The 25697-nt window shown below is 64.5% G+C and carries 32 protein-coding genes; 3 read left to right on the top strand and 29 right to left on the bottom strand.

Annotated features, from left to right (window positions below; genetic code table 11):
- Positions 1–3: 3 nt before the first annotated feature.
- Positions 4–531: an inorganic diphosphatase gene (gene ppa / locus D6Z43_RS16165; protein WP_016490694.1), complete on the top strand. Its 528-nt coding sequence runs from the start codon at positions 4–6 to the stop codon at positions 529–531.
- A gap of 170 nt (positions 532–701) precedes the next feature.
- Entirely contained in the window at positions 702–1241 is a 540-nt protein-coding gene (locus D6Z43_RS16170; RefSeq protein ID WP_120653164.1) for a hypothetical protein, read from the top strand.
- Between the two features lie 26 nt (positions 1242–1267).
- Here D6Z43_RS16170 and D6Z43_RS16175 read toward each other — a convergent pair whose 3' ends face one another.
- Complete coding sequence (locus tag D6Z43_RS16175; RefSeq protein WP_120653165.1) at positions 1268–2071, bottom strand: DNA adenine methylase; 804 nt, start codon at positions 2069–2071, stop codon at positions 1268–1270.
- Between the two features lie 184 nt (positions 2072–2255).
- Between D6Z43_RS16175 and D6Z43_RS16180 the strand changes: the two genes are divergently transcribed.
- A complete protein-coding gene (locus D6Z43_RS16180; RefSeq protein WP_120653166.1) occupies positions 2256–2516 on the top strand; it encodes a hypothetical protein in 261 nt (86 codons plus the stop codon).
- Here the strand turns inward: D6Z43_RS16180 and D6Z43_RS16185 are convergent.
- The 28 genes from D6Z43_RS16185 to D6Z43_RS16315 all read right to left on the bottom strand — a co-directional run bounded on the left by D6Z43_RS16185 (position 2510) and on the right by D6Z43_RS16315 (position 25549).
- On the bottom strand, positions 2510–2971 hold the full coding sequence (locus tag D6Z43_RS16185; RefSeq protein WP_120653167.1) for a DUF1353 domain-containing protein: 462 nt from the start codon (positions 2969–2971) through the stop codon (positions 2510–2512). The genes D6Z43_RS16180 and D6Z43_RS16185 overlap by 7 nt on opposite strands.
- A complete protein-coding gene (locus D6Z43_RS16190) occupies positions 2968–3537 on the bottom strand; it encodes a glycoside hydrolase family 19 protein (RefSeq protein WP_120653168.1) in 570 nt (189 codons plus the stop codon). Before D6Z43_RS16190 ends, D6Z43_RS16185 begins: the two co-directional genes overlap by 4 nt.
- A 54-nt stretch (positions 3538–3591) precedes the next feature.
- Positions 3592–3945 carry a hypothetical protein gene (locus D6Z43_RS16195; RefSeq protein WP_120653169.1) on the bottom strand — a complete coding sequence of 118 codons (354 nt, stop codon included), beginning with the start codon at positions 3943–3945 and terminating at the stop codon, positions 3592–3594.
- 2 nt (positions 3946–3947) lie between these two features.
- The gene (locus D6Z43_RS28110) at positions 3948–5579 is read right to left on the bottom strand and encodes a hypothetical protein (RefSeq protein ID WP_178083595.1); all 1632 of its coding nucleotides are present in this window, start codon (positions 5577–5579) and stop codon (positions 3948–3950) included.
- A gap of 4 nt (positions 5580–5583) precedes the next feature.
- A complete protein-coding gene (locus tag D6Z43_RS16205) occupies positions 5584–6150 on the bottom strand; it encodes a hypothetical protein (protein ID WP_120653170.1) in 567 nt (188 codons plus the stop codon).
- Positions 6151–6174: 24 nt separating this feature from the next.
- The gene (locus D6Z43_RS16210) at positions 6175–6372 is read right to left on the bottom strand and encodes a hypothetical protein (RefSeq protein WP_120653171.1); all 198 of its coding nucleotides are present in this window, start codon (positions 6370–6372) and stop codon (positions 6175–6177) included.
- Positions 6373–6380: 8 nt separating this feature from the next.
- Positions 6381–6950 carry a hypothetical protein gene (locus D6Z43_RS16215; RefSeq protein WP_120653172.1) on the bottom strand — a complete coding sequence of 190 codons (570 nt, stop codon included), beginning with the start codon at positions 6948–6950 and terminating at the stop codon, positions 6381–6383.
- A gap of 27 nt (positions 6951–6977) precedes the next feature.
- Entirely contained in the window at positions 6978–9161 is a 2184-nt protein-coding gene (locus D6Z43_RS16220) for a hypothetical protein (RefSeq protein WP_162945847.1), read from the bottom strand.
- Positions 9162–9173: 12 nt separating this feature from the next.
- Positions 9174–10688, bottom strand: coding sequence for a hypothetical protein (locus D6Z43_RS16225; RefSeq protein ID WP_120653174.1), 1515 nt, complete (start codon positions 10686–10688; stop codon positions 9174–9176).
- A complete protein-coding gene (locus D6Z43_RS16230; RefSeq protein WP_120653175.1) occupies positions 10685–11098 on the bottom strand; it encodes a hypothetical protein in 414 nt (137 codons plus the stop codon). Before D6Z43_RS16230 ends, D6Z43_RS16225 begins: the two co-directional genes overlap by 4 nt.
- A gap of 3 nt (positions 11099–11101) precedes the next feature.
- Positions 11102–12877, bottom strand: a complete 1776-nt coding sequence (locus D6Z43_RS16235) for a hypothetical protein (protein ID WP_120653176.1) — start codon at positions 12875–12877, stop codon at positions 11102–11104.
- Positions 12877–13380, bottom strand: a complete 504-nt coding sequence (locus tag D6Z43_RS16240; RefSeq protein WP_120653177.1) for a hypothetical protein — start codon at positions 13378–13380, stop codon at positions 12877–12879. The genes D6Z43_RS16235 and D6Z43_RS16240 overlap by 1 nt, the downstream gene beginning before the upstream one ends.
- Positions 13377–15476: a tape measure protein gene (locus D6Z43_RS16245; RefSeq protein WP_120653178.1), complete on the bottom strand. Its 2100-nt coding sequence runs from the start codon at positions 15474–15476 to the stop codon at positions 13377–13379. Before D6Z43_RS16245 ends, D6Z43_RS16240 begins: the two co-directional genes overlap by 4 nt.
- Positions 15476–15652: a hypothetical protein gene (locus D6Z43_RS27945; protein WP_162945848.1), complete on the bottom strand. Its 177-nt coding sequence runs from the start codon at positions 15650–15652 to the stop codon at positions 15476–15478. Before D6Z43_RS27945 ends, D6Z43_RS16245 begins: the two co-directional genes overlap by 1 nt.
- Positions 15649–16017 (bottom strand): hypothetical protein, encoded by a 369-nt coding sequence (locus D6Z43_RS16250; protein WP_120653179.1) that lies wholly within the window; start codon positions 16015–16017, stop codon positions 15649–15651. Before D6Z43_RS16250 ends, D6Z43_RS27945 begins: the two co-directional genes overlap by 4 nt.
- On the bottom strand, positions 16017–16805 hold the full coding sequence (locus D6Z43_RS16255; protein WP_120653180.1) for a hypothetical protein: 789 nt from the start codon (positions 16803–16805) through the stop codon (positions 16017–16019). The genes D6Z43_RS16250 and D6Z43_RS16255 overlap by 1 nt, the downstream gene beginning before the upstream one ends.
- Positions 16806–16830: 25 nt before the next feature.
- A complete protein-coding gene (locus D6Z43_RS16260; RefSeq protein ID WP_120653181.1) occupies positions 16831–17256 on the bottom strand; it encodes a hypothetical protein in 426 nt (141 codons plus the stop codon).
- A 55-nt stretch (positions 17257–17311) separates the two neighbouring features.
- Positions 17312–17929 carry a hypothetical protein gene (locus D6Z43_RS16265; RefSeq protein WP_120653182.1) on the bottom strand — a complete coding sequence of 206 codons (618 nt, stop codon included), beginning with the start codon at positions 17927–17929 and terminating at the stop codon, positions 17312–17314.
- Positions 17926–18474, bottom strand: a complete 549-nt coding sequence (locus D6Z43_RS16270) for a hypothetical protein (RefSeq protein WP_120653183.1) — start codon at positions 18472–18474, stop codon at positions 17926–17928. Before D6Z43_RS16270 ends, D6Z43_RS16265 begins: the two co-directional genes overlap by 4 nt.
- A complete protein-coding gene (locus tag D6Z43_RS16275; RefSeq protein ID WP_120653184.1) occupies positions 18471–18791 on the bottom strand; it encodes a head-tail connector protein in 321 nt (106 codons plus the stop codon). The genes D6Z43_RS16270 and D6Z43_RS16275 overlap by 4 nt, the downstream gene beginning before the upstream one ends.
- The gene (locus D6Z43_RS28115) at positions 18791–19204 is read right to left on the bottom strand and encodes a hypothetical protein (RefSeq protein WP_178083605.1); all 414 of its coding nucleotides are present in this window, start codon (positions 19202–19204) and stop codon (positions 18791–18793) included. Before D6Z43_RS28115 ends, D6Z43_RS16275 begins: the two co-directional genes overlap by 1 nt.
- A gap of 60 nt (positions 19205–19264) precedes the next feature.
- Positions 19265–20563, bottom strand: coding sequence for a phage major capsid protein (locus tag D6Z43_RS16285; RefSeq protein WP_256660869.1), 1299 nt, complete (start codon positions 20561–20563; stop codon positions 19265–19267).
- 5 nt (positions 20564–20568) lie between these two features.
- Positions 20569–21234 (bottom strand): HK97 family phage prohead protease, encoded by a 666-nt coding sequence (locus D6Z43_RS16290; protein ID WP_120655286.1) that lies wholly within the window; start codon positions 21232–21234, stop codon positions 20569–20571.
- Positions 21209–22432 (bottom strand): phage portal protein, encoded by a 1224-nt coding sequence (locus tag D6Z43_RS16295; protein WP_120653185.1) that lies wholly within the window; start codon positions 22430–22432, stop codon positions 21209–21211. Before D6Z43_RS16295 ends, D6Z43_RS16290 begins: the two co-directional genes overlap by 26 nt.
- Positions 22429–24078, bottom strand: coding sequence for a terminase large subunit (locus D6Z43_RS16300; RefSeq protein WP_162945849.1), 1650 nt, complete (start codon positions 24076–24078; stop codon positions 22429–22431). The genes D6Z43_RS16295 and D6Z43_RS16300 overlap by 4 nt, the downstream gene beginning before the upstream one ends.
- 41 nt (positions 24079–24119) lie before the next feature.
- Positions 24120–24599: a P27 family phage terminase small subunit gene (locus D6Z43_RS16305; protein WP_120653187.1), complete on the bottom strand. Its 480-nt coding sequence runs from the start codon at positions 24597–24599 to the stop codon at positions 24120–24122.
- A 153-nt stretch (positions 24600–24752) separates the two neighbouring features.
- Positions 24753–25199, bottom strand: coding sequence for an HNH endonuclease signature motif containing protein (locus D6Z43_RS28800; RefSeq protein WP_120653188.1), 447 nt, complete (start codon positions 25197–25199; stop codon positions 24753–24755).
- Positions 25199–25549: a phage holin family protein gene (locus D6Z43_RS16315; protein ID WP_120653189.1), complete on the bottom strand. Its 351-nt coding sequence runs from the start codon at positions 25547–25549 to the stop codon at positions 25199–25201. Before D6Z43_RS16315 ends, D6Z43_RS28800 begins: the two co-directional genes overlap by 1 nt.
- Positions 25550–25697 lie beyond the last annotated feature (148 nt).

Consider the following 25697-nt stretch of genomic DNA (forward strand, 5'->3'; position numbering starts at 1 on the left):
ACCATGAGCTACAGCAAGATCCCGGCAGGCAAAGACCTGCCGAACGACATCTACGTCGCCATCGAAATCCCGGCCAACCACGCGCCGATCAAGTACGAGATCGACAAGGACAGCGACTGCCTGTTCGTCGACCGTTTCATGGCCACCCCGATGTTCTACCCGGCCAACTACGGCTACATCCCGAACACCCTGGCTGACGACGGCGATCCCCTGGACGTGCTGGTCGTCACCCCCTACCCGGTCGCTCCGGGTTCCGTCATCCGCGCCCGTCCGGTCGGCGTTCTGCACATGACCGACGAAGCCGGTGGCGATGCCAAACTGCTGGCCGTTCCCCACGACAAACTGAGCGTTCTCTACAAGGACGTGAAGGAATACACCGACCTGCCGGCCCTGCTGCTGGAGCAGATCAAGCACTTCTTCGAGAACTACAAGGACCTCGAAAAAGGCAAGTGGGTGAAAGTAGAAGGCTGGGGCAACGCTGACGCTGCCCGTGCTGAAATCACTAAAGCGGTTGCGGCCTACCAAAAGTAATTTTGCTGGGGATTTCAGGGGATTACGCTCAGATATTGCAGCACCCTTTCCCCGCCAAAATCCCCCAAAGGCCCCCTCTGTGGTACAGAAAGTGGTACAAAAAAGCCCGGCTCATGCCGGGCTTTTTTGTGCTCGCAGAGTGGTCTCCCCAAACTTGCGCAGGAAGCAGCATGCCTTACGACATCCATTACATCGTTGTGGATTCCGCAACCGGAACAAATTGGCCGAGCTGGGTCGCCATTGCTATCTCGATCCTGGCCCTATTTGCCACCTTGTGGCAGGCACACCTTGCCAGGGCTCACAACAAACTCTCGGTTCGCCCGCAACTCGAAGGCCACAGCCACTGGGAGGACAATTTCTACAGCTTAGAAGTACGAAACGATGGCCTAGGCCCTGCAATAATTACGGAGGCCCGGGTTTACCGCCACGGTAGCCAAGTGGAAGGGGAAGGCCCGCCCTTAATCGTAAAAGCCTTCACCGGCGTACCTGGATGCCAATTGGTGGCCCATGAGTTCTTCTACACTCCATACGTCCTGCCAGCTGGACAATCAGTCGAAATATGTAAGGTGATGTGCGACCCAAGGATTCTGGACATTGAGGGATTTCTCGGTGGGCTGTTGCACCTCCAGATCGATTATGAGTCTGCCTACAAAGAGAAATGCCCGATGTACCAAACTCGGCGCCCGCCACTTCCTGTGACTGCTCAGTAGACCCTTGGCTCCAGGTAACTACTTATTCACATTCCCTGGAACAAGCCGCCAAGGTCGGACACCTGCCAACTGGTGATCACCAACTCACCCGTTACCTGAGCCTGTCGCTGACGCTGATTGGTGTTCGTGTAGCGAATGTCGGTCCGTTCTAGGTGAAATCCCTCGAACACCCGCCTGATGTCCGGGTGGTCATTGATGCTAACCATCACCCTCCCCTTACAGCGCCGCATGAAGTCGGCCATACGCTCATAGTTCTCGAACGGGAAGTCCACCCCATAACCCTCGGTCTGCCAGTAGGGCGGGTCCATGTAGAGAAAGGTGTGCGGACGGTCGTAGCGTTCGGCGCACTCTAGCCAGGGCAGGTTTTCAACGTAGGTCCCAGCCAGCCGCTGCCAGGCGGCCGAGAGGTTCTCCTCGATCCGCAGCAGGTTAATGGCCGGGCCGGTGGTGGCCGTGCCGAACGTCTGCCCGGACACCTTGCCGCCGAAGGCATGGTGCTGCAGGTAGAAGAAGCGCGCCGCGCGCTGGATGTCGGTCAGGGTCTCGGGGCGGGTCATCTTCTGCCACTCGAAGATCTGGCGGCTGGAGAGGGCCCACTTGAACTGGCGTACGAACTCCTCAAGGTGGTTCTGCACCACCCGGTACAGGCACACCAGGTCGCCGTTGATGTCGTTCAGCACCTCAGTGGGCGCCGGCATCGGGCGGAGGAAGAAGAGTGCCGCGCCGCCGGCAAATACCTCGACGTAACACTCATGGGGCGGGAACAGGGGGATAAGGCGGTCGGCCAGGCGGCGCTTACCGCCCATCCAGGGAACGATCGGATTGGTCATTTTGTGCAAACCTTTACTGTATGAATATCCAGTTGCTAGACTCGCCGCGCTTCGTGCACGAGGCGGGGAGCCTTGGCTGGGCTTGCAGGTACGGTCTGCGGGTTCAGCGACCGGCCCGGGTGCTGGAACACTGGGGCCGGTTGCTCCTCATTGGTGAGTCGTGATGAAAGTTCAGGAGACAACCATGCGCCGCTACATCAGCCTTCAGTCCCTGATCCTTGTGAAAAGCCGCGAGCACGACTGGGTGCTCACCCCTTCAACGGCCGAGGACTTGGCCGGATTCGGTCTCCGGCTGCTAGTTGCCGAGCTGGGTACCGAAGGCGCCAGGCAGTTCCTCCGCAAGAAGTTCGCGGAGTACCGCCCGGATTATCGCGGTGTCGGACGAGACGACCGGCCGCCGGAGAGAGACAAGCAGAAAGCGGATGGCGGCTATGCCCGTTACTGATTCCAACGGGCCTCCAGCGACCGTTTCAACGCAATGGTGCTGGGCTTGGTGATCCGCGCCGCCTCACGATACAGATCGACCGCCCCCTGCACCGCCGCCAGTTCCTCTCGTGTTGCGCCCAGCACCTGCATGGCCACGTAGAGCAGGCCGTCACAACGCGCCCGGGTGATTCCTGACGGCTTGCCGTCCACTGTTAGCGACAGGTACTCGCACAGTTGGTCATGGGTGGCGTAGGCCTGGCCCAGCTTGCCCAGTGGCGGCAGCAAGGGGTGAGCCAGCCGAGGGATGGAGCCACCATCGGTCAAGGTGCCGGCCTGAACATCGACCCACTGCCGGTCACTGAGCATCAAGCGGAATCCCGTCAGTATCCGGTAATACTCGCCACGCAGCACCGAGCTGGCCTGTGGGTCGTAGCGCAGATCGAGGGGCCGCGTGAAGTAAGGGAAGGCCGTCATGCCGACACCTCCACTCCCAGCACCTGACGCGCCCGCGCCCAGATCTCGCGGCGCTCAGCCAGGCCATTGGTGCCGCCGTTGATGATGCGGGTGATGCGGCTGAACTCGCCGGCATCGGCCAGGGCGTTCAGCTCCTTGCTGAACCAGAACCAGCCGGCGGACTGCACCGCCCAGTCCGGCTCCTCCAGCAGTTGGGGCTCACGTACCAGGCGGTCGTCCCCGAACAGGGCAATGCTGGCCATGGTGTAGTTGTACTTCCCGGTGATCTGGATCAGCCCCCGCCCCCGGTAGAACTGGCCATCCCCGTCCGCTTCCGGCGAGTTGCCCAGCCGCTCGGCCAGTGGGCCCGTGTCGTACTTCGCCAGGTACTTGGTGCCACCCAGCTCGCGTACGTACTGCAGGTGCCCCGACTCGTGGCCGACCTGGGCCAGGAATGCCGCCATGCGCTTGGGGGTGTTGATCGCCCAACGCCGCACTGCGCCATTGATCGCAGGCGTGAACAGCGCCGCCCGCTGACTGCCGGCGTTCGGCAGGATCTGGAGCAGCTGCTCCTTGGTGATTTCCATGCGTCCTCCAGATATGAAAAACCCCGCCGAGGCGGGGTTGATGGGATGTAATGGTCATTCGGCCGGGGGCTCTGGCGGCGGGTCGGCCTGAACCAGATCGCGCTTGGTGGCGACGTGCAGGTAGGCGCTGGCCAGCGCCACATACAACTGCTGGTAGGTCATGCTGCCCAGGGCTTCTCCGGTTTCGGGGTGGAGCAGGTCAAAGGCCTCAGCTGCGTTCTCCGGGGTGAACGGCTCCACCAGGTTGCCCAGCGGGCGATGAATCTCCTCACCGTCCGCGACGATCACCTTCTCTTCGGCGAAAGTCACCGAGGGCGTGCCAAGCGCGGGGCGCGGGTTGTCGATACCGATGTACTTGCAGCGCACCCAACTGCTGAACTGGCCTGTTTGTTCGTTGTAGTCGGGCATGGTTATTCCTCGTAGTCGATAACGACAGCGAATGACTTGGACAGGATGTTCTCGCTGTTGGTGGCATGAAGAACGACCTGAACTCCCGTCGAGGTCAGTTGCACGTCGTACTGATAGCCAGCCGAGGCCACCCAGCCCGGCAGGATGGCGTTGGTGCCGGAATGGAACACTAGGACGCTGACCCGGATCACCTTTGAGGAGGTGACACCGTGATTGACTGAGACGGACCCACCTTCAGTAGCCGCAGTGGTGCCGGTCAGCTTCTTCTGCTTGATTGCGGGTGCGGTATCGCCGAGCTGGGTGTAATCGTTGAAGGTCTGCTTGGCCGTCCACGTGTTGGGCAGTGCAAGCTGGGCCAGTTCCCGCCAGGCACCCCAGGCCGCCGAGGCGAAGCTGCGCAGAGAAATCCGCGAGGCCGAAGCGTTGTTGGTGGTGATGCCTAGCTCTGTGGCCACCGTCGCCGACTGGAGGTGGATCACATGATGGGTAGTGGCCGATGGCAGGTTGCTGTACGGACTGGTATTGACGTTGAAGAACCCGCTGCCTGCCGGGATGGCGTTGGCATCCGCGTATCCACCCGCTGCGTTCCCGCCCATGCCCCACGAGCCGTTGATCAGCATGGCCCCGGCAGTCAGATCCACTGTCGACGACGGTTTCGGAGTGTTCTGCGCGTGCCAGATTTCATAGGCGTTGTTGCCCAGCGACCAGCCACCCCACTTCAGCTTGTTGTCGGTGTCGACGCCGAAATACGAGGCATGGATGCCGTTACGGTGGAGCACCAAGAATGCACCGTTGGTGCCGTTGCCGAACACCTGCAAGGTGCCCTTGTGACTGGTGCTGTCGCCAATAACCCCGGTCGAGGGGGCGAAGACGTTGCCGGTCAGCGTGCCGCCCGCCAGGGGCAGCTTGGTGCTGTCGGCCACGGTGATGTTGGCGGAGCCGTCGAATGCTACGCCGTTGATCGTCACCGAAGCGGCCAGCTTGGTCGCGGTGGCAGCGTTCTTGCTGACGCTGATCGGCCAGTTGTTGGCGAAGTCCGTGGAGTCGACAGTCAGCAGCAGGCCACTGGCGGACCAGCCGATCTTGACGCTGTTACCCAATTGCCCTGCGCCTGTGCCTTGCTGCACAGGGGTGTATCCCAAGGCGTTCTGCTTGCCGTTGACCTGCGCCTGGAGCTTGCCGAGTGCCACCAGCACGGTGTCGGTCGCGGCAATGGCGGCACTGGTGGCGGTGGATAGGCCAGTGAGCAGCGCACCCCGAACGGCCTGCGCCACCCGTTCGGCGGTCCAGGCACGGCGCGCGGTGGCCACGCCGGCTTCCGCCTCGGCTTGGCTGACGGTGCTGGCGGTCCATTCGCGCGCATCGGTCAGGCGTGCGTCACTGGTGCCGACCTTGCCATTCAGCGCGGTCTGCTGCGCGGTGCTTACCGGTTTGCCCGCGTCGGACGTGTTGTTCACCTGGTCCAGGCCAAGGCTGGCCTTGGTCGGCAGGTTCAGCGGATAACTGACGATGGTGCCGGAGTGGTTGGTGGCGTAGAGGTCGTATCCACTCCCCACGCGCACCAGGTAGATCGAGTCGGCCTCCAGCACGCCAGGCAGGCTGGAAACCACCTTGTGCAGCTTCAGGTCGGCCATTTGCTCACCAGTTGGTGGTGTTCCATTCGGCGGGGATGGCGGCGCCGTTGTAGCGCAGGGCGCCCGCCAATTCACTGAACTTGTCCAGGGTCGTCTTGTTCGCATGGCTGTGGGCCTGACCCACTGCGCTGTCGATCTGCGCGGGCGTGGACGTCGGGCGCCCCTGGATCGCGTCCCAGGTGAGGGTCACGTCCATGGATTCGTACTCGGCCACCTTCAGCCAACTGGTGGTGGCCGGGTTCCAGGCGTAGAGCGCGGCGCCTGCGTCGACGGTGGGATCGCCCGTCGCATCCTGCACCAAGACGAACACCGCACCCTCCAGGCTCGGCTCCAAGGCATCGCGGGCGGCGATATCGACCACGAACAGCACCGGCGCCCCGCTGCTTGGCAGGCTGCTGAGCGCCTCGGTGATCAGCGCATTGATCATCGCGCTGTTGCCGATGGACTTGGCTTCACCGGCGCTGTTGGTCAGGTAGGACTCGGCATAGTTGCCGTTCTCGACGTAGTAGAAAGCGTTGGCCACCAGGCTGCCGGGCAGCGTGGCGACTTTGTAGAAGGCGATCTGAGCCATGGGGGCACCTGTTCAGGGGATGGGTTACCAGTCGTTGGCCTGCCACTCGCCGGCACCGACGCCGGGAGGTCCTGGCGGCCCCTGCTCGCCAGCGGCGACGAGGATGGTTTCGGGTTGCTGCAGGGTGACGACGTACTCGTCACCGCCCTCGATCAGCATCGGGGTGGTGGCGGCCTCGACCACCAGGGTCCAGGCCTCGACGTGTTGGGTTGTCTGGGTCATAGGTTCACCTACGGCGATAGCTCGACCGGCCCCTCCGCCCAGCGCAACACGGCACCGTCGGCGAAGGTCAGCTCCACCTCATGGAACGCTGCTGCCGCGCTGAGCTGAGCGGTCTGCTCGGAGGTGACCTCGCGCCGCAGGGTGCCGGTCGGGTCCAGCTCCAGGCCGTCGCCGACCGTCAGCGCCAGCAGCACAACGCCGCCCGGCTTGTCGCGGATCTGCATGCGGGCGCTGCAGCCGGTGAGGTCCACCGGCGGCTGATAGACCAACTGGCCGCCCACAGGCTTCTGGCCCACCGCCGACAGGGCGTTGATCTCCAGGGTGTCGGCGTCCACACGAGTGGCCTGCCAGGGCCGGCCTTTGTGCGGCTCGCGGTTGACCTCTGGCCACTGCTGCACGCTGCGCACCCACACCGGCCAGTCGCCGGCCAGGCCGTGGTCGTCGACCTGCAGGCGAACCGGGGCGACCGCCTGAATGGCCTGGATGGTCTTGTAAACGAACAGCGGCTGGCTCAGCCGCAGGGTGTCGCGGAAGGTCGCGCCCTGAATCAGGCGCAGGGGTACACAGGCCGGCTGCATGGCTGGCTACTCCTTGATGTCTGGTGGTTACAGCGCCTTGATGAACGCTCTGCGGTCACCGGAGGGCAGCGCGAAGTGCGTGGCCATGTCGAAGTCCGGGGTGTAGGTGGCCAGGTAGCCGCCACTGCCGCCGACCAACGCCCGACCGCTGGCGGCCAACACACGCTTGGGAGTTGGCGCGCTTTCGCTGGCGTAGATCCAGGCGAGGCTCTCCCAGTGCTCGCCATCCAGCGAGGTCAATACCCTCGGATGGCCGGCGACCAGGACGAAGACGCCCTCGCCGAACGTCAGTTGCACGGCGCCTTCCGGGGCGGCACCCGCCACGTCCCAGGCCAACCCATCGCGCGACCTGTAGACCCGGCTGGCGTCCACCGCGACGAAGACGCCGTTGCCGAACGCCAGGGCAAGCGGGCTCCCGACCGCACCTACATGCGTGGTCCAGGTAATGGCGTCCGCACTGGTCATGATGGTCGAACCGCTCGTGGTCAGCACCCAGCGCCCGCCACCGTAGGCGATCAGCGCCGTGCCACCGCCACCAACCGTGCCGACCGTCCAGCTCACGCCGTCCGCGCTGCTGGCACAGAAGTTGTTGTAGATGATGGCGTAGCGCCCACCGCCGTAAGCCGTCACACCCGCAGAGTAGGACTCCAGACCGCTGATGGTGGCCACGCTCCAGGTCTCACCATCGGCGCTGGTGATCACCTTGCCAGCGCTGCAGCCCACGACGAACAGGCCATTGCCGTAGACCGCAGACAGCGGCGCGACACTGAGCGGCAATTCCACCCGCGTCCAGGTCGCCGCATCGGCACTGACGACCAGGTCGCCGCCAGCCGAGATGGCCACGTACTTCCCGACACCGAAGGCCAGTGCGCCGATGTCGGACGTGCCGGCCGGATTGATCTTGCGCGACCAGCTACCGCCCTCTGGGCGGAACAACAGCTGAGTGCCGCTGCCGCCAACGACCTCCAACACGCCGTCGTCGAAGAACGACCTCACGTCCGCACCGCCCGGAAGCGGGTTGTCGAATGCCGTCCAGGTCACCCCGTCGGTGGATTCCAGCACCGAGGGACCGGAGAGCAGCACCCGTCCGCCGCTCGCCACGAAGGCATCGTTGACCACGTGGCCGGGGTTGTTGCTCGCCCAGGTACTGCCATCGCTGCTGGTGTACGCCAGCGACGTGTCGTAGGTGACGAAGCCGCTGGCGACCGCCCCGACGGCGTTGAGCGTGGCGCTGGTCCCGGAGGTGCCCAGGGTCCAGGTCAGGCCGTCGGCGCTGTAGGCCACCTTGCCCGAGGCCCCAACCACGACGAAGCGGCTATTGCCGTAGGCGATGCCGAGGATGTTGCTGGTTCCGAACTGGCTGGTCCTCAGGGTCCAGGTGATGCCGTCCGGGCTAGTGGCCAGTTTGCCGGAGTCGGCAACCGCCACGAACAACCCGCCACCAAAGGCCACATTGCGAAGCGCGGAAGAGGCGAACGGCGAGGTGGCGAGGGTCCAGCTCAGGCCGTTGGCGCTGTAGGCGATCCGCCCGGAGCTGCCCACCGCGACAAACACCCCGGCGCCGAAGGCCAGGCCGTTGACCGACACGCTGACATTCGCCGCATCGATCACGCTACTGGCTGCCCAGGTTGCGCCACCATCGACGCTGCGCACCAACTGGCTGGAGGCGCTGAAGCTGATCAGGTAGATGCCGTTGCCGCTGCTGATGGCCCCTGGCGTACCAGTGGCATCCGGCCGCACGACGGACGAGCGGCGCAGGCGGGCCAGCCGGTCGCCGAGCAGCGCGTGCAGTGCCGGGTAGGAACCCTTCGCCTGCGCACTGCCATCCACCGCCAGCCAGTCGGCACCAAGGTCGCGGGCCGAGGTGAGGCAGTCCCCGATCTGCGCACCGCCGGCCTGCCCCAAGCTGGCAAGCGCACCCGCCGTGAGGCGAACGCTGATGGGTGTGCCTGCCGGCCAGTCCCGCGCGCCGGAGCCTTCCTGATCCCGTTCGATGGTCAGTGTGCCGGCGGCGTTGGCGGTGGCTTTGACGATCTCCCAGCCGACCTCCTGGCCACTGCCGTCGATCTCAGCCAGGGTCAGCAGGTAGTGATCGCCGGCACCGAGACCGACCAGTTCAGCGGCAGCGGCGGACGGAATTTCCATCGCCGTAGCGGCCGCCGTCAGCGACGCCACCAAGGACGTCGACCAGTTATTAAGGAATCGCTGCATGTTGTCTCCCAATCAGACCCAGCAAACAGGTGAGGTTTCCAGCCAGAGGGCCGCCCCGGTATGGGGGTCCCAGGCGCCGTAGCGCCGGGCAGTGGTTCCCGTCGTGACCGCGCCACTGGCCGTGCCCGTCGGTGTGGCCGGCGGGTGGTAGGCGCGCGCCGAAGGTCGGTCAGCACACAGGCCGATGACCTGCGGTGAATAGCGAATAACGTCCAGGTGTCCGTTGAAGGTGGTGGCATTGGCCTCCACCAGCGCGATGGTCGGCGCGGCGTAGACCAGGATTTCGTCGAACGGCAGCGTCACCCAGTTATGGGCGGCTGCGTCATCGCTGACACTCTCGGGGTAGTCGATGCCGTCGGTGGTCACCGTCCGCGCCCAACTCATGCTGCCCAAGTCGGTACCGTCCAGCGTCTCGCTGGCCGTACCCGTCCAGGCCCCGAGCAGCTGGCTGCGCACTTCGCCGCCGACTTCGATGGAGGCCGCCCAGTTGGCGCTGCCGGTGCTTTCCAGGCCGTCCGCAGTCGGCGCCGGAATATCCACGTTGCCGTCCCACTCAATGACGAAGTCCACGTCACGGCGGAACCCATCGACGTCGTACCAGATGCTCAGGGTGCGGCGGATATCCAAGGTCACCGCCCCGCTATAGACCTTGCAGGAGCGACCACCCCACTCGCTGAAGTTGCCCTCACCCGGTCCCGGCGGCGTGGTCGCGAGCTGGAACCGCCATTCCGGGGTATAGCTCGGCGGGCCGTTGTAGTAGCCGGCCAGGTAGTCGGGACCGAGGTCCATTGCCACCGTGGCCTGGGAGACCGCTGAGCGTGCCTTTACCACGCTGCAACTGACCGTGGCCGTAGCTCCCGGTCCGCTGAGGGTCAGTTCGAGGAATGCATAAGGCCAACGGATCTGTGTTTCCGCAGTGCCCAACCGCCGCTCGTGGACCATCAGGACGGCCGCCGAGCCATCCGCGCGGATCGACTCCAGACGCAGACGTCCCGAGGTCGGAGCCGTGGCGCCATCGATTCCCCAGCCTGAGCTGATCGGATAGGTATGGCTCTCCGCGTCCCGGCCGAACTCACCGAAGCGGCTCAGGGTCAGGGTTGCCGACCAGGGAGTGCTGAAGCTGCGCACGGTGTTCTCGTCGAGATTGGTGCAGCGCACCAGCCACCGCGCGCCGTCCGGGTCGATGTAGATCCACCCGTCCAGCGGCTTTCCTCCCAAGGCCCGGCGGTCGCCGGAGAGGATGGCGGTGTTGCGCCATTGGCGCCCCGCTGCCTCATCGGCAGCCAGTTCCTCGGCACTGCGGACCACCTCGGGCACACCCGGTACCTTCACCCGGTGCGCATCCCCCCAGGTATCCGGGATGTCAGTCAGGACACCACTGATGAGGTCTTGATGCACCGAGGGCTGCGGCCAGACCCGGGTCGAACCATTCGGCAGGGTCAGCACCCCGGCGCGCACCGGGCCATGCCACGGGTTGCCCCAGAGCTTGGCCTGGAAGAGGCCCAGACCCTTGTGCTGCAGGATCATGGTTCGGGCTCCGGGTCAGGCTCTGGGTCGGCGTAGATAAAGTCGATGGATCGACCACTGGCGTCCACCATCGTCAACTTCTTGATCGGTTCCAGTTCCATGGTGAACAGACCGTCGCTGCTGGTGATAGTCATCGCCGGGTGGTACTCGCGGAGCGGTACGCCGGTCTCCGACGCCGGCTCGGTCAGCGGACTGTCGACGCCGCCACCACCGCCCCCAAATGTCGGTTTGTTGGGGTCCCAGGTGCCGCGCCCCTTGGTTGCTGGGCGCAGCCCCCGCCGCTCCAGCGTGACCAGTTCGCGGATCTGCCGGCGCTGGGTTTCCAGCGAGTTGAGATCGCGGCGCAGGGTGGACGTGCGGGCAGCCGTGATCCCCGCGCGGGTGGCTGCACGTTCTTGGGCAAGGGTCATGGGTTACAGCTCCAGCAGGTCGTCCGGGATGGCCAGCTGATAGGTCCGGGCCTGGCTGGCCGCGTACTCGTCGCGGTGGTCTTCGGGAATCTCCGGCGCCGTCAGGTCGAAGCGGCGCGGGAACGCCTCAAGCTCGGGGTTGATGTCCAGATCGTCGACCGTGTAGTTGCCGGCGAAGCCGTCCAGCTCCTCGTCGTAGATCGGACTGATGTTCCGCGAGCCCAATTGGGTCGGCAGGATAATCAGTGACGGCGGTGTGCCTGGTGGTGTACTGGGCGGAGGGGCTGGCGGCGTCAGCGGATCAGTCACGTCGCCGCCGCCCTGGCTCACGGCCAACTGGATGCTGGTCAGCGCCGACCCACTGTCGAGGTCCCACTCGTCCAGCAGGTTGAACACCTTCGCCCGGCACTGCACCGGCTGCCCAAGAATCTCATCCTGCACATGCAGGGTGTGCTCCAGGCGAAAGCCCAGGGTGTCGGAGGTCGGTAGCTGGAACGCAAAACGGTTGCCACGGTGGGCGCCAAGGATGGTCGTGGCGGCCATGGCCAGGCTGCAGGACAGCGCCTCGGTCCGTCGCTCTTCTTCTCGCAGGTCTACCACCCAGTCACCCAGGGCGTCCTCGGTCGCGTCCGGTTCGTGCTCGGTGAACTCGGCACTTTCGAACTCCGCTTCCCGATCACTCTCAGTCTCCAGCGCAACCCGCTCGCGGCTGATCACCTCGCCAGCCTGGGCCACGCTGGCGGTGGCCTCCACCCGCAGGGTGTACTGCTCGGTCACCCGCTGGCTCCAGCGCATGGCGCTGGTCCAGGTGGCGCTGAGCAGCAGGTCCGGGTAGGGGTTGGTCCAGCCGAACGGCGGATCGCACAGAACCCCATCCCCCGTGGCGGGCACCAAGCCCCAGGTCGCGGTGCTGAGGATGGCCTGGTAGCCCGCGCCACTGCTGGCGTCCTCCACCATGCCGATGTCCGGCACTTCGGTGTTGTCCTCGCGGCCCCAGGTCAGGCAGAAGCCATCGATGATGGACACCCCCTCAACCGCCGGATGCTCCCAGATGAAGTCCTGGTGCCGCTCGCGCAAACGGATGAAGCGGTAGTCAGCCGCCACCTCCACCACGTTGATGCGGTCGTTGAGCTCCACCGGCACCCAGTCCAGCGTGCCATCCAGCACGGCGCCGGCCGGAATGACAAAAGCCGCTGCACCGGCCGCCCAGGGCGTCACCTGCAAAGCGCCTTCGACGCTCCGCTGCAAACTGGCAGCCTGGGTGCTCATCCGCTCCAGGGCATAGTCCCAGCGCAACCGGCCTTCGACCGGCTCGAACACGTCGGCCGACCACAGTCCACCCACCAGGGCATCGATGGCCGCCACATCCATAGCCTCGACTGCCTCCTGCAGGCGGTCGCTGCACTCGCAGGCCAGCACCCGGGTCTGCAGGTTGAACTGCGGACGGATCACCTGGCCCTTGAAGCGCAAGGTGTCAGTCCAGACACCATCGCGACGGTCGCGGTAGTAGAGCTCAACGCTCTGCCCGACGTAACTGCCGGGGTTCACCGGGCCGACATCAAGCAGCAAGCTGAAGTCGGCAATTGCCCTGGCGCCCTCCTCCCGCTCGATGCGAACCTGCCCTGTCAGGAGGTCACTGGCGTCCACCCCATTGAGCAGCAGACGCACATCCCAGACCACCGACAGCACAGGGGTGACGGTGACCGGACCGGGCAAACTCCCGCCCACCGACTCGCCGTTCAGTTCGACGGCGTTCAGTTCAGCGCCATTCAGCTCCATCAGACTTCCTCGGCCGTGAAGGACCAGTCGTGGGTGTTGTCCTCGGCCTGCATGCCGCGATCTGGTTTCGGGCAGAACACGGTGTAGACCGGCATCCAGTGGATGCGGTAGGAGGTTGCGCCGGCCACCGCCGTCAGGGTGTAGGCCATGCCGACCATGCTGATCGGTGCCCGAACCAGCTCGCCGTCCACCCAGGCGAACGCCCAAGGCGGAACGTCTGGGCGAGGCTGAGTTGGTAGCGTCCCGACCAGCGCCGGGGTTTCCAGTTCCAGAGGCTTGGTGCAACGCAACTCAAGGGGCTGGGTGAAGTCGAGACCATCGAAACCCGGGCCCATCCAGCCTTGGCCCGAAATGGTGATGGCCTCTTTAACCCAGTGCTGCATGCGCACGGCACGCCCCTTGGAACGACGCCGCGTTACAACCCCACCGACAGCCGAATAGCTCTGCCGGGGCGGACCACTAAACGTACGGATGGGGATGCCCCCCAGCTCTACATAGATCATGGGTTGCTCCTCCCTGCTTTACGGGCCGCCAGCCGCAGCAGCTCCTCCGCAGAGGATCTGCGGGCCAGCACCTCAATGGATCTGGGGCCGTCCTCAATACGGAAACGCCCCCAGTCATTGTCGAACGGGCTAACCTGCGCGGACTGCGCCACATCCGCCAGCGCCTGCCCGCCGACTTCCGGCACACTCAGCCCAGCCATGCGGCTGGCCAAGTTGCGCGAGGCCAAGGCAGTCAGCACCTTCTCCCCACCGTCGAAGCCCACGAGCTCAGGTCCGTTCTCGCCCACCCAATGGATGCCAGGTGTGGCGCTATTGGTCCCACTGGCGTAACCGGATACCGGGAAGGTCACCTGGTCACCGCCCTGCAGGGCCATGGCGTTCATCTCGGCCGTCGGCTGGATTCGCGCCGGGATGATCAAGGTCTGGCCCAACGCAGCAGCCAGCTCCTCCATCTGCCCCTTGACCTTGGTGATCTCTTCCTCAGAGAGGTTGATGGTGATGTTGACGTTCTTCAGCTGGTCGGCCTGCGCCTGCAGCTGCGCCAGGCTTTCGCGGATCGAGGCGAGCTTCTGCTCGGCCTTGCTCTGCTCCAGCTCACTGGCAGCCAATTCGATGGCCTGCAGCTCCTTGGCAAAGCCGGTGAAACCGTAGGTACTCTGCCCAGCAGCGGCCAGATCCTGCAGCATCTTCAGCGCGGCCTGCGCCTGCTGCTGGGCCGCCTCGGCATCCCCGGCCCGCAACGCATCACGGGCGCCCACCTTGAGGGCATTGGCGGCACCGAAACTGGCCTGGCTGTCCCCGCCGGCATTGAAGCCGGCAATCGCCTCCTTGTAGCGCTGCTGGATTGCCAGGCGCTCCTTGCCGAACTTCTCCAGGTCGGCCAGGGCTTTCTTCTCGGCCGACTGCTGCTGCTTGATGGCAGCCTCAGCATCGGCCACCACCTGGTCGCGGATACCCTTCAGCGACTTGCGATAGCTAGCCTCCTGGGCCAACCGCGCGGCAGCGATCTTGTCAGCCTCGCTGACCTCCTCCTTGGCCGCATCGCGCAAGCGCTCCAGCTGCTGGGTCACCTGGCCAATCTGGCCGTCGAAGTAGGCGGCATCCTTGTTGCCGAACAGCAGGCGGCTGGTGAGGCCTAGCTCGCCATCCTGGGCGATCTCGTCGCGGGCCTGCTGCATGCGCTGCAGCACCACCTCCAGGGCGGTGATCTTGGCGTCCGCTGCCAAGCCCTCGGTCAGTTTCTCCAACCCCTGCAGGCCTTCCTTGTTGAATGCCTTCAAGGCATCGGTGGCGGTATCCGCCACGCCGCCCAGAAACTTGAAGCGATTGACCAGACCCTGAGTGAAGCCAGTCGCGGAGTCGATCTGGCCGGCGAAGCGGGTGGCCGAGTTACCCAGGGTGGTCAGCGAACCGCCAACCGTCTCAGGGATCTGCTCGGCTTCCTTCTGTAGCTTCGGCAGCTGCCCGATCAGGGCATCGGCCACCACCTCAGCGGTGAGCCTGCCTTCACCGGCAAGCTCCTTCAACGCACCGACTGGTACCCCCAGGCTGTCTGCCAGGGCCTGCATCAGCCGGGGCGCCTGCTCAGCCACGCTGTTGAACTCATCGCCGCGCAGCGCACCAGAGCCAAGGGCCTGGGCGAACTGGACGATGGCCGCTTCGGAATCGGCAGCCGAAGCACCGGAGACCCGGAAGGCAGTGGCCACCGCCTCGGTCACCTGCAGGATCTCCTCCTGAGAACGTCCAGCCTCTCGCAACGGCCGAGAGATCCGCGAGTACAAAGTGACCAACGACTGCAACGGTGCCTGCGTCTTCTGCGCCAGGTTGAACAGCTCCTCCTGGGCGCGGTTGAACTCAGCTTGCGAGCCGGTGGCCAGCTTGAGCTGGGCGTCCATCTGTTTTACGGCATCGGCCGCCGAACTGAACACCTTCACCCCCTCCGCCACCAGGCCGCCGACAAAGGCAGTACGGATGCCATCGGCCAGCCGGCCGACGCGCTCGCCCAGGTCCTCGACATCCTTGCCGGCCTCGCGGAACGCCTTGCGGCTGTTGTTCTTGCCCTCGATGACAAACTGGGTCGTGATTTTTCCGGCCATCAGCTCAGACTCTTCAGGACTTTGCGGTACTGCTCGGACTTCGCCCGGGCAGCGCGGAGGAGCAGCAGCTGAGTGCGCTGGGTGGACTTCTGCTCATCGGCCAGGGCCGACATGAACAGCTCGGCCTGGTCCAGGGTGAAGTCGCGCACCTGATCCAGGCTGAATCCGGCACTCACGAACCGCTGGACGATTGCGCCCCAGCCAACGCCTTTGCCACCTCGACCAGGGCTGCGTCGAAAAAACTCGCGTTCACCTTCACCACTAGGGTGAACAGCTGCAGGGACGAAGCCGCAGGCAGGCGCCAGATCCGCCAGCGGCTGAGGCTGGTGGTCAGGCGCAGGGCGCGGCGCAGATCCTTGGCGTGCAGCTCGGCGAACTCCGCGAGGGCGGCAGGATCACGGCTGCCAATCAATTTCAGCAGCGGCGTGACGCTCTTGCCGAAGGCTTCCAGGTCGCCCAGGCGTACCGGGTGGATCACCACCCGGCGCCCGTCGACCAGCCCCGCCATCGGCTCGGGGAAGATGACGGAGAGATCAGCCATTAGTCGACCACCTCATTTTCCCAGACGAAGAAGGCCGACTCGTCCGGCACGAAGAAATTGGGGTCCTGGGACAGGGTGAAGCTCACCCCGATAGCCGCGAAGTCATCGCGGTTGATCAGGGGCAGGCTGCCACTCAGGGCGATACGGGCGCGGCGGAAGGTGACCCGGCGGCCGTCCAGCTGACCGGCCTCGTTCATCGTTTCGACGAACACCTCCCAGTATTCTCGGCCCTTCATGAAGGCCTGGATCAGGTCGGTCTTGCAGCGCTCATAGGTCACCTTGACCGACAGGCTCTTGTTGCCGTCCTCGTCCGCCGCGGCAGCGGCGATATCAGTCGCCAGCGCGCCACCCGGCAGCACGCGGATACCACCCGGAGTCTTCACGTAGTCGACGTTCGCGACATAGGTTTCGGTGCCGGCGTTGTCGGTCACTTCGGTGATGGTCAACGGCAGATACTTCAGCATGGTGGTGCGGCCGATCATGACCACCGCCACCTCGTCGTCGACCTCGGCCGATTCAACGGTCACCCGGCGAGCAGCCAGCAGCGCCGCCAGCGTCTCGGGCTTCAGCTCCAGCAGTTCGCCCTCCAGAGTGCCGCCGGCGGGGCGACTCACACCATCCAGCTCAGAGTTGGCCAGGGTGCGCGGGTCGGCCACCGTCAACTCGTTCAGCTCGGGGGTGAACTCGACCTGCCGATACGCGCCCAGCTCGAAGGGTGGCAGCGTGGAGCCGAAGCGGCGGATATGAACGCGGCCATAGGCCAACTGGGTAAAGGGATTGCTCGACATAGGTTCTCCTGGGCTCGGCCCGCTGTTACGCGTAGTTCTCGACGTAGGTGGTTTGGATGGTGATCACGATGCGCCGCGCCTGAGCGCCTTGTTCCAGGCGCGGGATCTCGGCGGTATCACCGATGAGCTGCCCAGGTATTGGCCGGTCGAATTCACCACCGGCCCAGCCGAGGGCGCGGAGCACGTCCTGGTGGAAGCGCTCCAGATCGGCCAGCGCCGCCGAGCGAGGGAACACACCCTCAATCACATAGGCCCGGCTGCGGCTGACCTTGGTCAGCACGCGCTCGCGGGTTTCGTCTTCGCCCCAGCTCAGCATCGCCATGGGCTTGGACTTGTCGTCCGACACCTCCTCGGTGTGGACGGCCTTTAGGTCGGTGGCATAGCCGTTGGCGGGGCAAATGAGCCCCAGCCGGGCTTCAATGGCCTGGCTCAGTTGAACGCTCTTGGACATGGCGGACCCGGAAATGAAAAGGCCCGCAGAGCGGGCCGGGTTGAACGGTGCAGGATCAGCGTTTCGCGATGGCCTTCTGCTCGGCCTGGCGCACCCGCTTCTCGAAATCCTGCTGCGCGTAGGTGTTGATCATTCGCACGCGCTTCAGGGTGGTCAGGCGCTTGAAGTAGTACGCCACCGATGGCCCCAGCGCCGGCTGCGGGCTGTGATAGCCGTAGCGGTAGGTCTTGCGCTGGTCGTGCTTGGGCGGCTTCTTCAGGTTGCGGGCCCGCTCCGAGCGGGTGCTCAGTGGCTCCTTCTTCTTGCTGCCAGGGTTCACGAAGCCGGCGGCAAGCTTTCGACCGCCATCAACATCCGGCACGTAGATTCGCGCACGGGTGCCGGACAACTCCCGGTAACCCCAGCCCCTACGGCTGCGCACCTCGATGCCCGAGCCGGAGGGGATGATCCGGGCATTAAGGCGCCGGGTGCCCGCCAGTTTGATTTTCAGTTTCTTATTCAACCAGGAACGCTGCGGGAACACCGACCGCAGTTCCTTGAGGTAGATGCCCCGCCGCGCCCAGCGCACCGTCGTGTTCAACGTACCGCGCAGGATCGGGTCGACCGATTTGCCCACAGCATCCAGCCGCGCCTTGGCAAGTTTCACGCCCTCCAGCCCGATCTGAACCCTCATTGCGCCTCCAGCCAGAGACTGCGCACCACGCCGTCGTCGCTGCCATCGACGTAGCCGATGACGTTGTACACACAGCCGCCGATCACCAACTGCTCACCGAGCTGAACCCGGCCAGTCTCGACCAGAGCGACCTCGGCCTGCAGGCGGTAGTCGGTGAGACGGTCGTTCTCGTCCACGAAGGGCGAGATGTGACGCAGGAAGATCCGCGCCGGCCTGGGCGATCCGTCATCGGGGCGATACTCGCCGGGCTCCCCCATCAGTTCGGTGGCGGTCATGACCACTTCGGCCTGCTGGCCGATAACGTCACGCACGCCATCGAGAATCAGTAGCCGGCCCTCGGTGCGCAGGTAGCGGCCCTGGAGCAGCCGCTCATCCCACCAGGCACGTACTTCCACCTTGGCCGGGCTACGCAATCCAGCGGCCAAGGGCGCGTCTACCGCATCCTTGGCGCGGATGCCCACCCACAACCAGTCGAGGTATTGCGCCTGCAGGTCCGGCCCAAGGGCCAGGAGATCAGCAGGCGTTTCCAGGCGTCCGGCTCTCATCCGACATTCATCCAACGGTAGGGCCGCCAAAGAAACTCAGTTGCCTTGGGCAGCGCGGTGGCAATGGTGCCGATCACAACGTCCTCCCGGTTCACGTACCAATGACCGACCAGCAGGAGCATGCCCTGCTGAATGGCCTTGGTGGGGTGGAGGGCATTGCCGACCGGGTCCGGTAGTGGGACTTCAGGATCAACCAGCACCCGGTTGGTCTGATCGTTGAACGCCTGGGCGGCGGCATCGACCAGCACCTGGATGTAGTCGTCCTCGTGAGAGTGGCGCACCCGCAGATGCGCCTTGACGGTGATCGGGTCGATCATCACTTCTTACCTGCTTTCTCCCCCTTCGGGGCGGCGGCGTCTTCCTCGGCCTTCTTGGCAGTGGCAGCAGCGGCTTCTTCCTCAGCCTTCTTGGCAGCAGCGGCGGCAGCGGCGTCCTCCTCGGCTTTCTTGGCAGCAGCGGCGGCAGCGGCGTCCTCCTCGGCCTTCTTGGCAGCAGCGGCGGCAGCGGCGTCCTCCTCGGCTTTCTTGGCAGCAGCGGCGGCAGCGGCGTCCTCCTCGGCCTTCTTGGCAGCGGCGGCAGCGGCACGAGCCTCGCTGTCGTCGATGATCCCCAACGACTCGGCCACCTCCAGCGCGCGGCCGTCCAGGTCGTGCTCGCCGGGTTCGTAGTCCTTCACCTGGATGCCATCCGGGGAGAACTTGAACAGGTCGATCAGCTTGACCACGGGCATGGTCCATACCTCCTAACGACAGAGGCCCAACGAAGTGGGCCTCTGGATGAATGGAACCGCTTAGGCGGCGATCTTGAGCAACTTGATAGCCAAGCTGTCCATCACACCACCACCGACACGCTTGGTGGTGTAGAAGTGTACGAACGGCTTGTTGGTGAACGGGTCGCGCAGGACGCGGGTACCGCGCACGTCGGCAATCGTGTAGCCGCGCTTGAAGTCACCGAAGGCCAACGGGATCGAGTCGGCCGCGATGTCCGGCATCGCCTCGTCTTCCTCGTAGCGATAGCCCAGCAGGATGCCCGGCTCGCCGGCCTCCAGCCCCGGACGCCAGAGGTAGTTGCCCTCGTTGTCCTTCAGCTTGCGCAGGGCGGCCAGGGTCAGGCCATTGCCGAGGAAGACTGCGTTGCGGCGGTAACCGCGCTTCAGGCTGTGGATCAGGTCGATCAGGCGATCCGGGTTGCTCAGCGCCGCAGCCGCGCCGGAGGTAACGAACTGCAGGGTGCCGAACGGGCGGGTGCCGACCTTGTCGGTAACCGCCGAGTTGGCATAGGCCAGGAAACCCTTGGGTTTGTTGGTGCCGTTTCCGGTGATGAAAGAGCCGCCTTCCTGCTCGTCGAACTCCCAGGAAAGCTCGTCCGCCAGCCAGGCCTCGACATCAAAGAAGATGTCGTCCAGCGCCTTCTGAGTGACCGCAGGGTTGGCGTAGATCTCACCGAAGAACGGCGCGATCTGGGCCAGCTTCGGGGCGGCCGTTTCGGGGCGAGCGTCGGTCTCCCCTACCCAACCGGAGGCTGCGCCGCCGGTGTTCACCAGGCGCTTGTACTCCTCGGAGCCGACGCTGATCACGTTGGCCAGGGTGCGCATGACGCTGAGATCGCGCTCCAGCTGGGCAATATTGCGGTCCAGTTCCTCCGGCACGGCGAAACCGCCGTCCTCGCCGGTACCGAGGTTGATGGCCTTGACTTCCAGATCGCGCAGGCCGTCCTCGCGGCCTTTGCGCAGGTAGCCGTCGAAGGCCTTCTTGTGTTCCTCGACGTCGGCGTCATCGGCATCCGAGCGGCCGATTCGGTTCTTCTTCTTAAGGGTTTCCTCGGTGTTCTTTTTGAAGGCTTCCAGGTCGCTGAGCTTCTTGTTCAGCTCATCAACCTTGCCTTCCAACAAGGGGTCACCCTGGCCTTTCGAGAGCTTTTCCAGACGCTCGTCGTTGGACTTCTTGAACTCGTGGAACGCTTCACCGAGCTGTTTGATGCCGGTGCGCAGCTCGGCAACGCTGTCGCCGCCATCGTTGCGACGGTGCATGGAGCGCAGGCTCGGGACGCTGGCCTTGGTTACGGCCTGGGCAATGGGGGTCTGTTGCATAGGGATCAGCCTCGCAGGAGTGCAGTAAGTTGGTTGATGTCGTCGAGCAGGCCACCCACGCCAGCGTCACGCTGGTTGATGCCCTTGTAGCCTTCAGCCATCAGGGCCTTGGCTTCGCTGCGAGAAAGGCCGGCGTCACGCAGGAACTTCTCGAATTGACGCGGCCCCTGGAGGGCGTGCTTGACCGTCTCCACACGGGCCGCGTCGTTGGCAGGGAAGGTCACAAGGGACACTTCCCACAGATCTACTTTCTTCAAGCGGAACACGCCGCTGCCGTTGTCCCACTCGGCTCCGCCGGGCGGGATGCTGTAGCCGATGGACAGGCCAGTCAGGCTGCCCGCCTTCAGGTGTGCATAGGCGCGCTTGGCCAGGGGGTCGTCCTCGATCAGCAGGCGGCCCTCCAGGTAGAGGCCGTGATCGTCCTCCTCCATCTTGGTGTACACGCCCAGCGGTTCGTCGAACTTGTGCTGCCAGAGCATGGCGGGCAGACCGCCCTTCTTCGCCCATTCGTTGAGCGATTCGCGGAAAGCGCCGCGATGCACCACGTCGGAGTAGCTGTCGACCATGTCGAAGACCGAGCCATACCCGGCGAAGGTGCCGTCCTCGCCCACCGACTTCACCTTGAAGTGCGCGGCGAGCTGCTTGTTACCGGTCGCGTTTTTGATCTTCATCGGCGGGCCGTCCATTGATGTTCATGTTCGAGGGGGTGAGGTAGATGTCCCCGCCTTCGCGAGGGTTGCGGTCCTCCAGCTCCAGCACGTCGTTGGGGCTAAAGGCACCGATGAAGACCATGTCCTTGTAGAACTGCCGGCGCGCGTTCATGTCGCCACGCAGCAGCGCGGTGACGTTGAACTTGGCGTAATGGTTTTCCTCGTCCTGCTCGTTCAGCAGGCTCACGCGGATACGGTTCTCGATCCGATTGACGATCGGCAGCAGGGCGTCGGTGACGTACTCGAGCCCTTGGTGTTCGATGTTGTTGTTCGTCGAGCGGTCGAGGATCGCGATCTTGTGGGGCGGCACCCTCACCATCCCGCAGATCTGGTTGTCGGTGTGCTTGCGGTTCTCCAGCCACTGGGCGTCGGTGTTGGTCATAGTGACCGACACCCACTTCAGGCCACCCTCAAGAATCGCCACCTTGTGGGAGTTATCCAGGCCCTGGTGCTTCTCGTTCCAGGTATCCCTGACACGGTTGAACACTTCGTCGGTCAGTATCTGGTCAGTCTGCAGGGCGCCGCCCGGGTTGGCCCCGTTCACAAACAGCTTGGCGCCGTGGCGCTCGGCGGCGATGCCGAGCCCCAGACACTCGCGGGCATACTCCAGGGCGCCGACTCCCTTGATACCGTCCAGACTCATCGCCCGGACGTGGAAGATCTCGTCCTGGCCGAGGATATTCCGCTTGCCGTTGGCGAAGGTCACGTCATAGACCAGGGTCCAGTCTTCGCGCAGCTTCGGTTTAACCGCCGTCGGGCTAAGCGGCAGCAGCTCGACCACTTCCCCGTTGACCACGTTCTTCCAGGCATAGAAGTTGCCCCGGAGGATCATGTGGGCGGTGCACATCTCCCAGAACTCAGACGCGGTCATGTAGTCATTCGGGCGTCGGCTGATCAGCCGATGCACCTTGTGACTACGCGCCACGTCAGAGCCACGGGTGGGGCGCTCCTTGTAGAGCTTCACCGGCAGCTTGCCGACATCCTCTGACAGCACCTTGAGGCAGGCGAAAAAGGCCGCATAGCGCAAGGCGGTGGTGGCGTTGATACTGACGCCAGAGACCGCCGTAGCGCCGGCCGCGATCATTTCCAGTAGCTCGCGCGAACCCATCTGGTCGGCGCTTTTCCGCCGCAGCGGATTCCAGCTCTTGAGCCATTTCACGTTGTTCTGATGCCTCCTGTTGCGTAGGCGGCGTTGACGCCTTCTGGCTCTTCGGCGATGGCGCCCATGAAGCGGTTAAGGGCGTTGAGCAGTGCCGCGATGCCGTCAATGCGCTCGCGACTCTTGCCCTTGTGGGGCCGGTAGTTGCCGTTACTGTCGCGCAGGAGCGCGACGTTCTCGGCGCACCAGCGCAGCACCGGGTGACCGCCGTGTTGCAGTAGTTTGCTCAGCAGTAGGCCCTCCAGGCGCTTGGTCGGCGCGCTGAGGTTGCCCAGGTTCTGCCCGATCTTGACCATCACCCGGCCGTCGCTGGTCAGCTGAGTCACCAGGTGCGAGGCGTTCCAAGGGTCGTAGCCGACTTCCTTCAACTCGAAGCGCTCGGCACATTCGTTGATCACGGCACGCACACGCTCGTAATCGACAACGTTTCCCGGAGTAGCCTGCAGGAACCCCTCTGCCGCCCACTTCGGATAAGGCACCCGGTCGACCTTGGCGCGCTTCTCGATGTTGTCGGCCGGCACGAAGAAGTACGGCACGACGTAGACGTGCGGGTCTTCAGGGGTCGGCTCAAACACCAGCACAAAGGCCGTGAGGTCGGTTTCCGTCGAGAGGTCCAGCCCGCCATAGCAGACCCGGCCATTCAACTTGTCGATATCGAAAGCCGGATTGCAGGGGTCCCAGATCTCGACCACATCCAGCCAGCGGTCGTCCTGCTTGCACCAAACGTTGAAATGCTTGGTCAGCACGTTGACCTGCTGAGCAATCACCTGCTTGGCGAGCTGGACCTGGTCCCTCAGGTAGGCCAGCCGGACGGAGATGCCCAGGTTCGGGTTAGCCTTGATCCAGAGGCGTTCGTCGGTCCAGTCGTCGCCCTCGTCCAGGGTGTAGATCACGCCACCCACGCTATCGTTGGCGGCGCGACCTTCGAGGATGTCGACGAGGATCTGCCGCTGCTCGAAGCAAATTCCCTGCTGGTTGAAGCCAGCGGTGGTGATCGCGGTGAGCATCGGCTCACGCCGCGCGCCCATCGCCGACACAAGCACGTCCCACAGCTCGCGGGTCCTGTGCGCATGCAGTTCGTCGACAATGGCGCCGTGAGGGTCAAGGCCGTCCAGGGTCTTGGCGTCGGCGCCCAAGGGGACGAACTCGTTGGCGGTGCCCTGCACGAACAGGCGGTTGCGGTGGTTCTTGAACAGCCGTTTCAGGGCTGGCGAGAACTCGCGCATCAGCTCGGCGTCGCCGTGCGTGATCTTGGCCTGCTCCAGCTTGGTCGCGGCCGTGTAGACCTTGGCACCCGGTTCGCCATCGAAGGCCGCCAAGTGCAGGCCAATGCCGCTGAGCTTGGTGCTCTTACCGTTTTTGCGGGCGACCTCCTCATACCACTGACGGAACCGACGGGTGCCATCCGCCCGGCGCCAGCCGAACTGGACGGCCAGCCAGAACATCTGCCAGGGCTCCAACGTGATCGGCTGGCCCGTCAGCTCGCCACGAATGTGGCGGAGGAACCGAGGGAAAAAGTCGATGATGTAAGCAGCACGGGCCGCGTCGAACCACAGCCCGCGCCTTTGCGCCTTCTTCAGGTCGGTGTAATGCCGCTTCACCGCCAGGAAGGTGTAACGCCCCACGGTGATCTTGCCGCGCAACACGTCGACGCCGTAGGCGTCCCAAGGGTACTGCTCCTTGGGGATTAGCTTGGTCGCCCCTGCATAAAGCTTCGGATCTCGTCGAGGAAGAGGTCGCCTTGCTCGGCGCCTTTTTCCAGCGCCTTGACCTTCGCGAAGGTCGGGATTGTCAGACAGCAGGACGGAAGCCATCGGAGCAGCTCCTTTTCCTGCTTGTCGACGTAGTGCACCAACTGGTGCGGTTGCTCATAGCCGTTCGGGGTTTTGACCATGATCGAGCCGCCGCTCTCGTCCAGGAACTTGTCCAGGTCCTCGATGGCGGTCAGCCAGCGGCGGTACTTCTTGACGATCACGGAGATGGCGATGCCTGCCGTCATGTGCAGCAGGCCAGCCTTGCGGAGCTGGTCGCAGATGTAGTCCCACACCTGTTGCTCCTCTGGAGAAAATGCAATCGGGCAATCCGGCGAGGCCACCTCCGCCTTCGACGGGGCCAGCGCATCCTCGCTGCCCGAGCTGACCACTTGAATCGGTGGGTTCGTGCTCATGGGCTCCTCATGGGGTCCAGTTTGACCCCCCCCCCTATCTGAAATTCCGCCGTGGGGAGAAACAGCGATCCCCCCGTCGTTCGGGAGGAGCGGACGCCGAAGGATTGAGTACCCCCTACCCCCTCGACCAACGCGCCAGCCGGGTCCGAAGCGTCATCCGATCCGAGGCCACCGAGCAGGTGGAGCGTCAACCCGCTCTGCCGTTCCGCCGTACTTCTCACGGACCTTCTCCCCGATTCGGTTGTGGCATGGCCAGCACAGAGCACGCAGGTTCTCATCGACCAAACCAAGGTCAGGCCGCTCCCGATACGGGATAATGTGGTCGACCAGTTGGGATTGCTCAACCAACCCGATCTGCTCGCACTCCTCGCACAGTGGATGCCGAGCCCTGTACTCCTCGGACTTCTTCTTCCAGGTGTTGGTCCAGTAGAACTTGTCCGATGCTGGCCGGCGCTTGTTGTACTCACGGTGTGCCAGTTTCTGCTGCTCTGCGCGGCGCTCTTCCCACTCAGCATGGTGCTCAGCACACCGAGACTTGCCAGGGTTCGCCAACCGGAAGCATCCCGAAAACGAACAGACCGACCTGGGCGCGATAGGCATCAGCCCTCACCCTGCTGGGTCGGAGCCGAGACCTCGGCCACTCCCGCCCGCTTGGCCAGCCAGCGCTCGAACAGCGCGCTGGCCACGTCGGCGCCGAGGGTGGCGATCACGCACATGATCGCGGCAGCCACCAGCAGGTGAGCGCCGGATGCCCAGGCGATCAGGCCAGCGGCCAAGCCGAACGCTACCGAGGCGCCGGCCCGCAGGATCACGCGGTAGAACAGGGCCATGCCGCGCAGGCCAGCCTTGTCGGCCCGCCACATCTCGCCGCTGAATCCCGCGACCACCGCGATGACCAGGAACGCCCAGATGGGCAGCTCGGCCATTGCCTGCTGTTGCTCCTGCGTCATCGCATCACCTCGAAGAAAAAGCCCGCTGCCTTGCGGGCGAAGGGCCGACGTTCAGCCGACCAGCGTGATAGGTGCCGCCTTGCGGCGGCAGGTGCTGCTGACCAGGGCGGGGAACCCCACAGCACCAGGGAGACGGAAACGAAAACCC

This window comes from Pseudomonas sp. DY-1, from assembly GCF_003626975.1.
Lineage (GTDB): Bacteria > Pseudomonadota > Gammaproteobacteria > Pseudomonadales > Pseudomonadaceae > Metapseudomonas.

What these genes read in the sequence shown, in the direction of transcription:
- D6Z43_RS16220 (WP_162945847.1), bottom strand. Translation starts at nt 9,161, where the DNA reads ATGCAGCGATTCCTTAATAACTGGTCGACGTCCTTGGTGGCGTCGCTG.
- D6Z43_RS16285 (WP_256660869.1), bottom strand. Translation starts at nt 20,563, where the DNA reads ATGCAACAGACCCCCATTGCCCAGGCCGTAACCAAGGCCAGCGTCCCG.
- D6Z43_RS16180 (WP_120653166.1), top strand. Translation starts at nt 2,256, where the DNA reads ATGCGCCGCTACATCAGCCTTCAGTCCCTGATCCTTGTGAAAAGCCGC.
- D6Z43_RS16245 (WP_120653178.1), bottom strand. Translation starts at nt 15,476, where the DNA reads ATGGCCGGAAAAATCACGACCCAGTTTGTCATCGAGGGCAAGAACAAC.
- D6Z43_RS28110 (WP_178083595.1), bottom strand. Translation starts at nt 5,579, where the DNA reads ATGGCCGACCTGAAGCTGCACAAGGTGGTTTCCAGCCTGCCTGGCGTG.
- D6Z43_RS16190 (WP_120653168.1), bottom strand. Translation starts at nt 3,537, where the DNA reads ATGGAAATCACCAAGGAGCAGCTGCTCCAGATCCTGCCGAACGCCGGC.
- D6Z43_RS16225 (WP_120653174.1), bottom strand. Translation starts at nt 10,688, where the DNA reads ATGATCCTGCAGCACAAGGGTCTGGGCCTCTTCCAGGCCAAGCTCTGG.
- D6Z43_RS16215 (WP_120653172.1), bottom strand. Translation starts at nt 6,950, where the DNA reads ATGCAGCCGGCCTGTGTACCCCTGCGCCTGATTCAGGGCGCGACCTTC.
- D6Z43_RS28800 (WP_120653188.1), bottom strand. Translation starts at nt 25,199, where the DNA reads ATGCCTATCGCGCCCAGGTCGGTCTGTTCGTTTTCGGGATGCTTCCGG.
- D6Z43_RS16290 (WP_120655286.1), bottom strand. Translation starts at nt 21,234, where the DNA reads ATGAAGATCAAAAACGCGACCGGTAACAAGCAGCTCGCCGCGCACTTC.
- D6Z43_RS16235 (WP_120653176.1), bottom strand. Translation starts at nt 12,877, where the DNA reads ATGGAGCTGAATGGCGCTGAACTGAACGCCGTCGAACTGAACGGCGAG.
- D6Z43_RS16265 (WP_120653182.1), bottom strand. Translation starts at nt 17,929, where the DNA reads ATGAGGGTTCAGATCGGGCTGGAGGGCGTGAAACTTGCCAAGGCGCGG.
- D6Z43_RS28115 (WP_178083605.1), bottom strand. Translation starts at nt 19,204, where the DNA reads ATGCCCGTGGTCAAGCTGATCGACCTGTTCAAGTTCTCCCCGGATGGC.
- D6Z43_RS16315 (WP_120653189.1), bottom strand. Translation starts at nt 25,549, where the DNA reads ATGACGCAGGAGCAACAGCAGGCAATGGCCGAGCTGCCCATCTGGGCG.
- D6Z43_RS16250 (WP_120653179.1), bottom strand. Translation starts at nt 16,017, where the DNA reads ATGGCTGATCTCTCCGTCATCTTCCCCGAGCCGATGGCGGGGCTGGTC.
- D6Z43_RS16230 (WP_120653175.1), bottom strand. Translation starts at nt 11,098, where the DNA reads ATGACCCTTGCCCAAGAACGTGCAGCCACCCGCGCGGGGATCACGGCT.
- D6Z43_RS16205 (WP_120653170.1), bottom strand. Translation starts at nt 6,150, where the DNA reads ATGGCTCAGATCGCCTTCTACAAAGTCGCCACGCTGCCCGGCAGCCTG.
- D6Z43_RS16195 (WP_120653169.1), bottom strand. Translation starts at nt 3,945, where the DNA reads ATGCCCGACTACAACGAACAAACAGGCCAGTTCAGCAGTTGGGTGCGC.
- D6Z43_RS16305 (WP_120653187.1), bottom strand. Translation starts at nt 24,599, where the DNA reads ATGAGCACGAACCCACCGATTCAAGTGGTCAGCTCGGGCAGCGAGGAT.
- D6Z43_RS16175 (WP_120653165.1), bottom strand. Translation starts at nt 2,071, where the DNA reads ATGACCAATCCGATCGTTCCCTGGATGGGCGGTAAGCGCCGCCTGGCC.
- ppa (WP_016490694.1), top strand. Translation starts at nt 4, where the DNA reads ATGAGCTACAGCAAGATCCCGGCAGGCAAAGACCTGCCGAACGACATC.
- D6Z43_RS16185 (WP_120653167.1), bottom strand. Translation starts at nt 2,971, where the DNA reads ATGACGGCCTTCCCTTACTTCACGCGGCCCCTCGATCTGCGCTACGAC.
- D6Z43_RS16275 (WP_120653184.1), bottom strand. Translation starts at nt 18,791, where the DNA reads ATGATCGACCCGATCACCGTCAAGGCGCATCTGCGGGTGCGCCACTCT.
- D6Z43_RS16270 (WP_120653183.1), bottom strand. Translation starts at nt 18,474, where the DNA reads ATGAGAGCCGGACGCCTGGAAACGCCTGCTGATCTCCTGGCCCTTGGG.
- D6Z43_RS16170 (WP_120653164.1), top strand. Translation starts at nt 702, where the DNA reads ATGCCTTACGACATCCATTACATCGTTGTGGATTCCGCAACCGGAACA.
- D6Z43_RS16255 (WP_120653180.1), bottom strand. Translation starts at nt 16,805, where the DNA reads ATGTCGAGCAATCCCTTTACCCAGTTGGCCTATGGCCGCGTTCATATC.
- D6Z43_RS16240 (WP_120653177.1), bottom strand. Translation starts at nt 13,380, where the DNA reads ATGATCTATGTAGAGCTGGGGGGCATCCCCATCCGTACGTTTAGTGGT.
- D6Z43_RS16260 (WP_120653181.1), bottom strand. Translation starts at nt 17,256, where the DNA reads ATGTCCAAGAGCGTTCAACTGAGCCAGGCCATTGAAGCCCGGCTGGGG.
- D6Z43_RS16210 (WP_120653171.1), bottom strand. Translation starts at nt 6,372, where the DNA reads ATGACCCAGACAACCCAACACGTCGAGGCCTGGACCCTGGTGGTCGAG.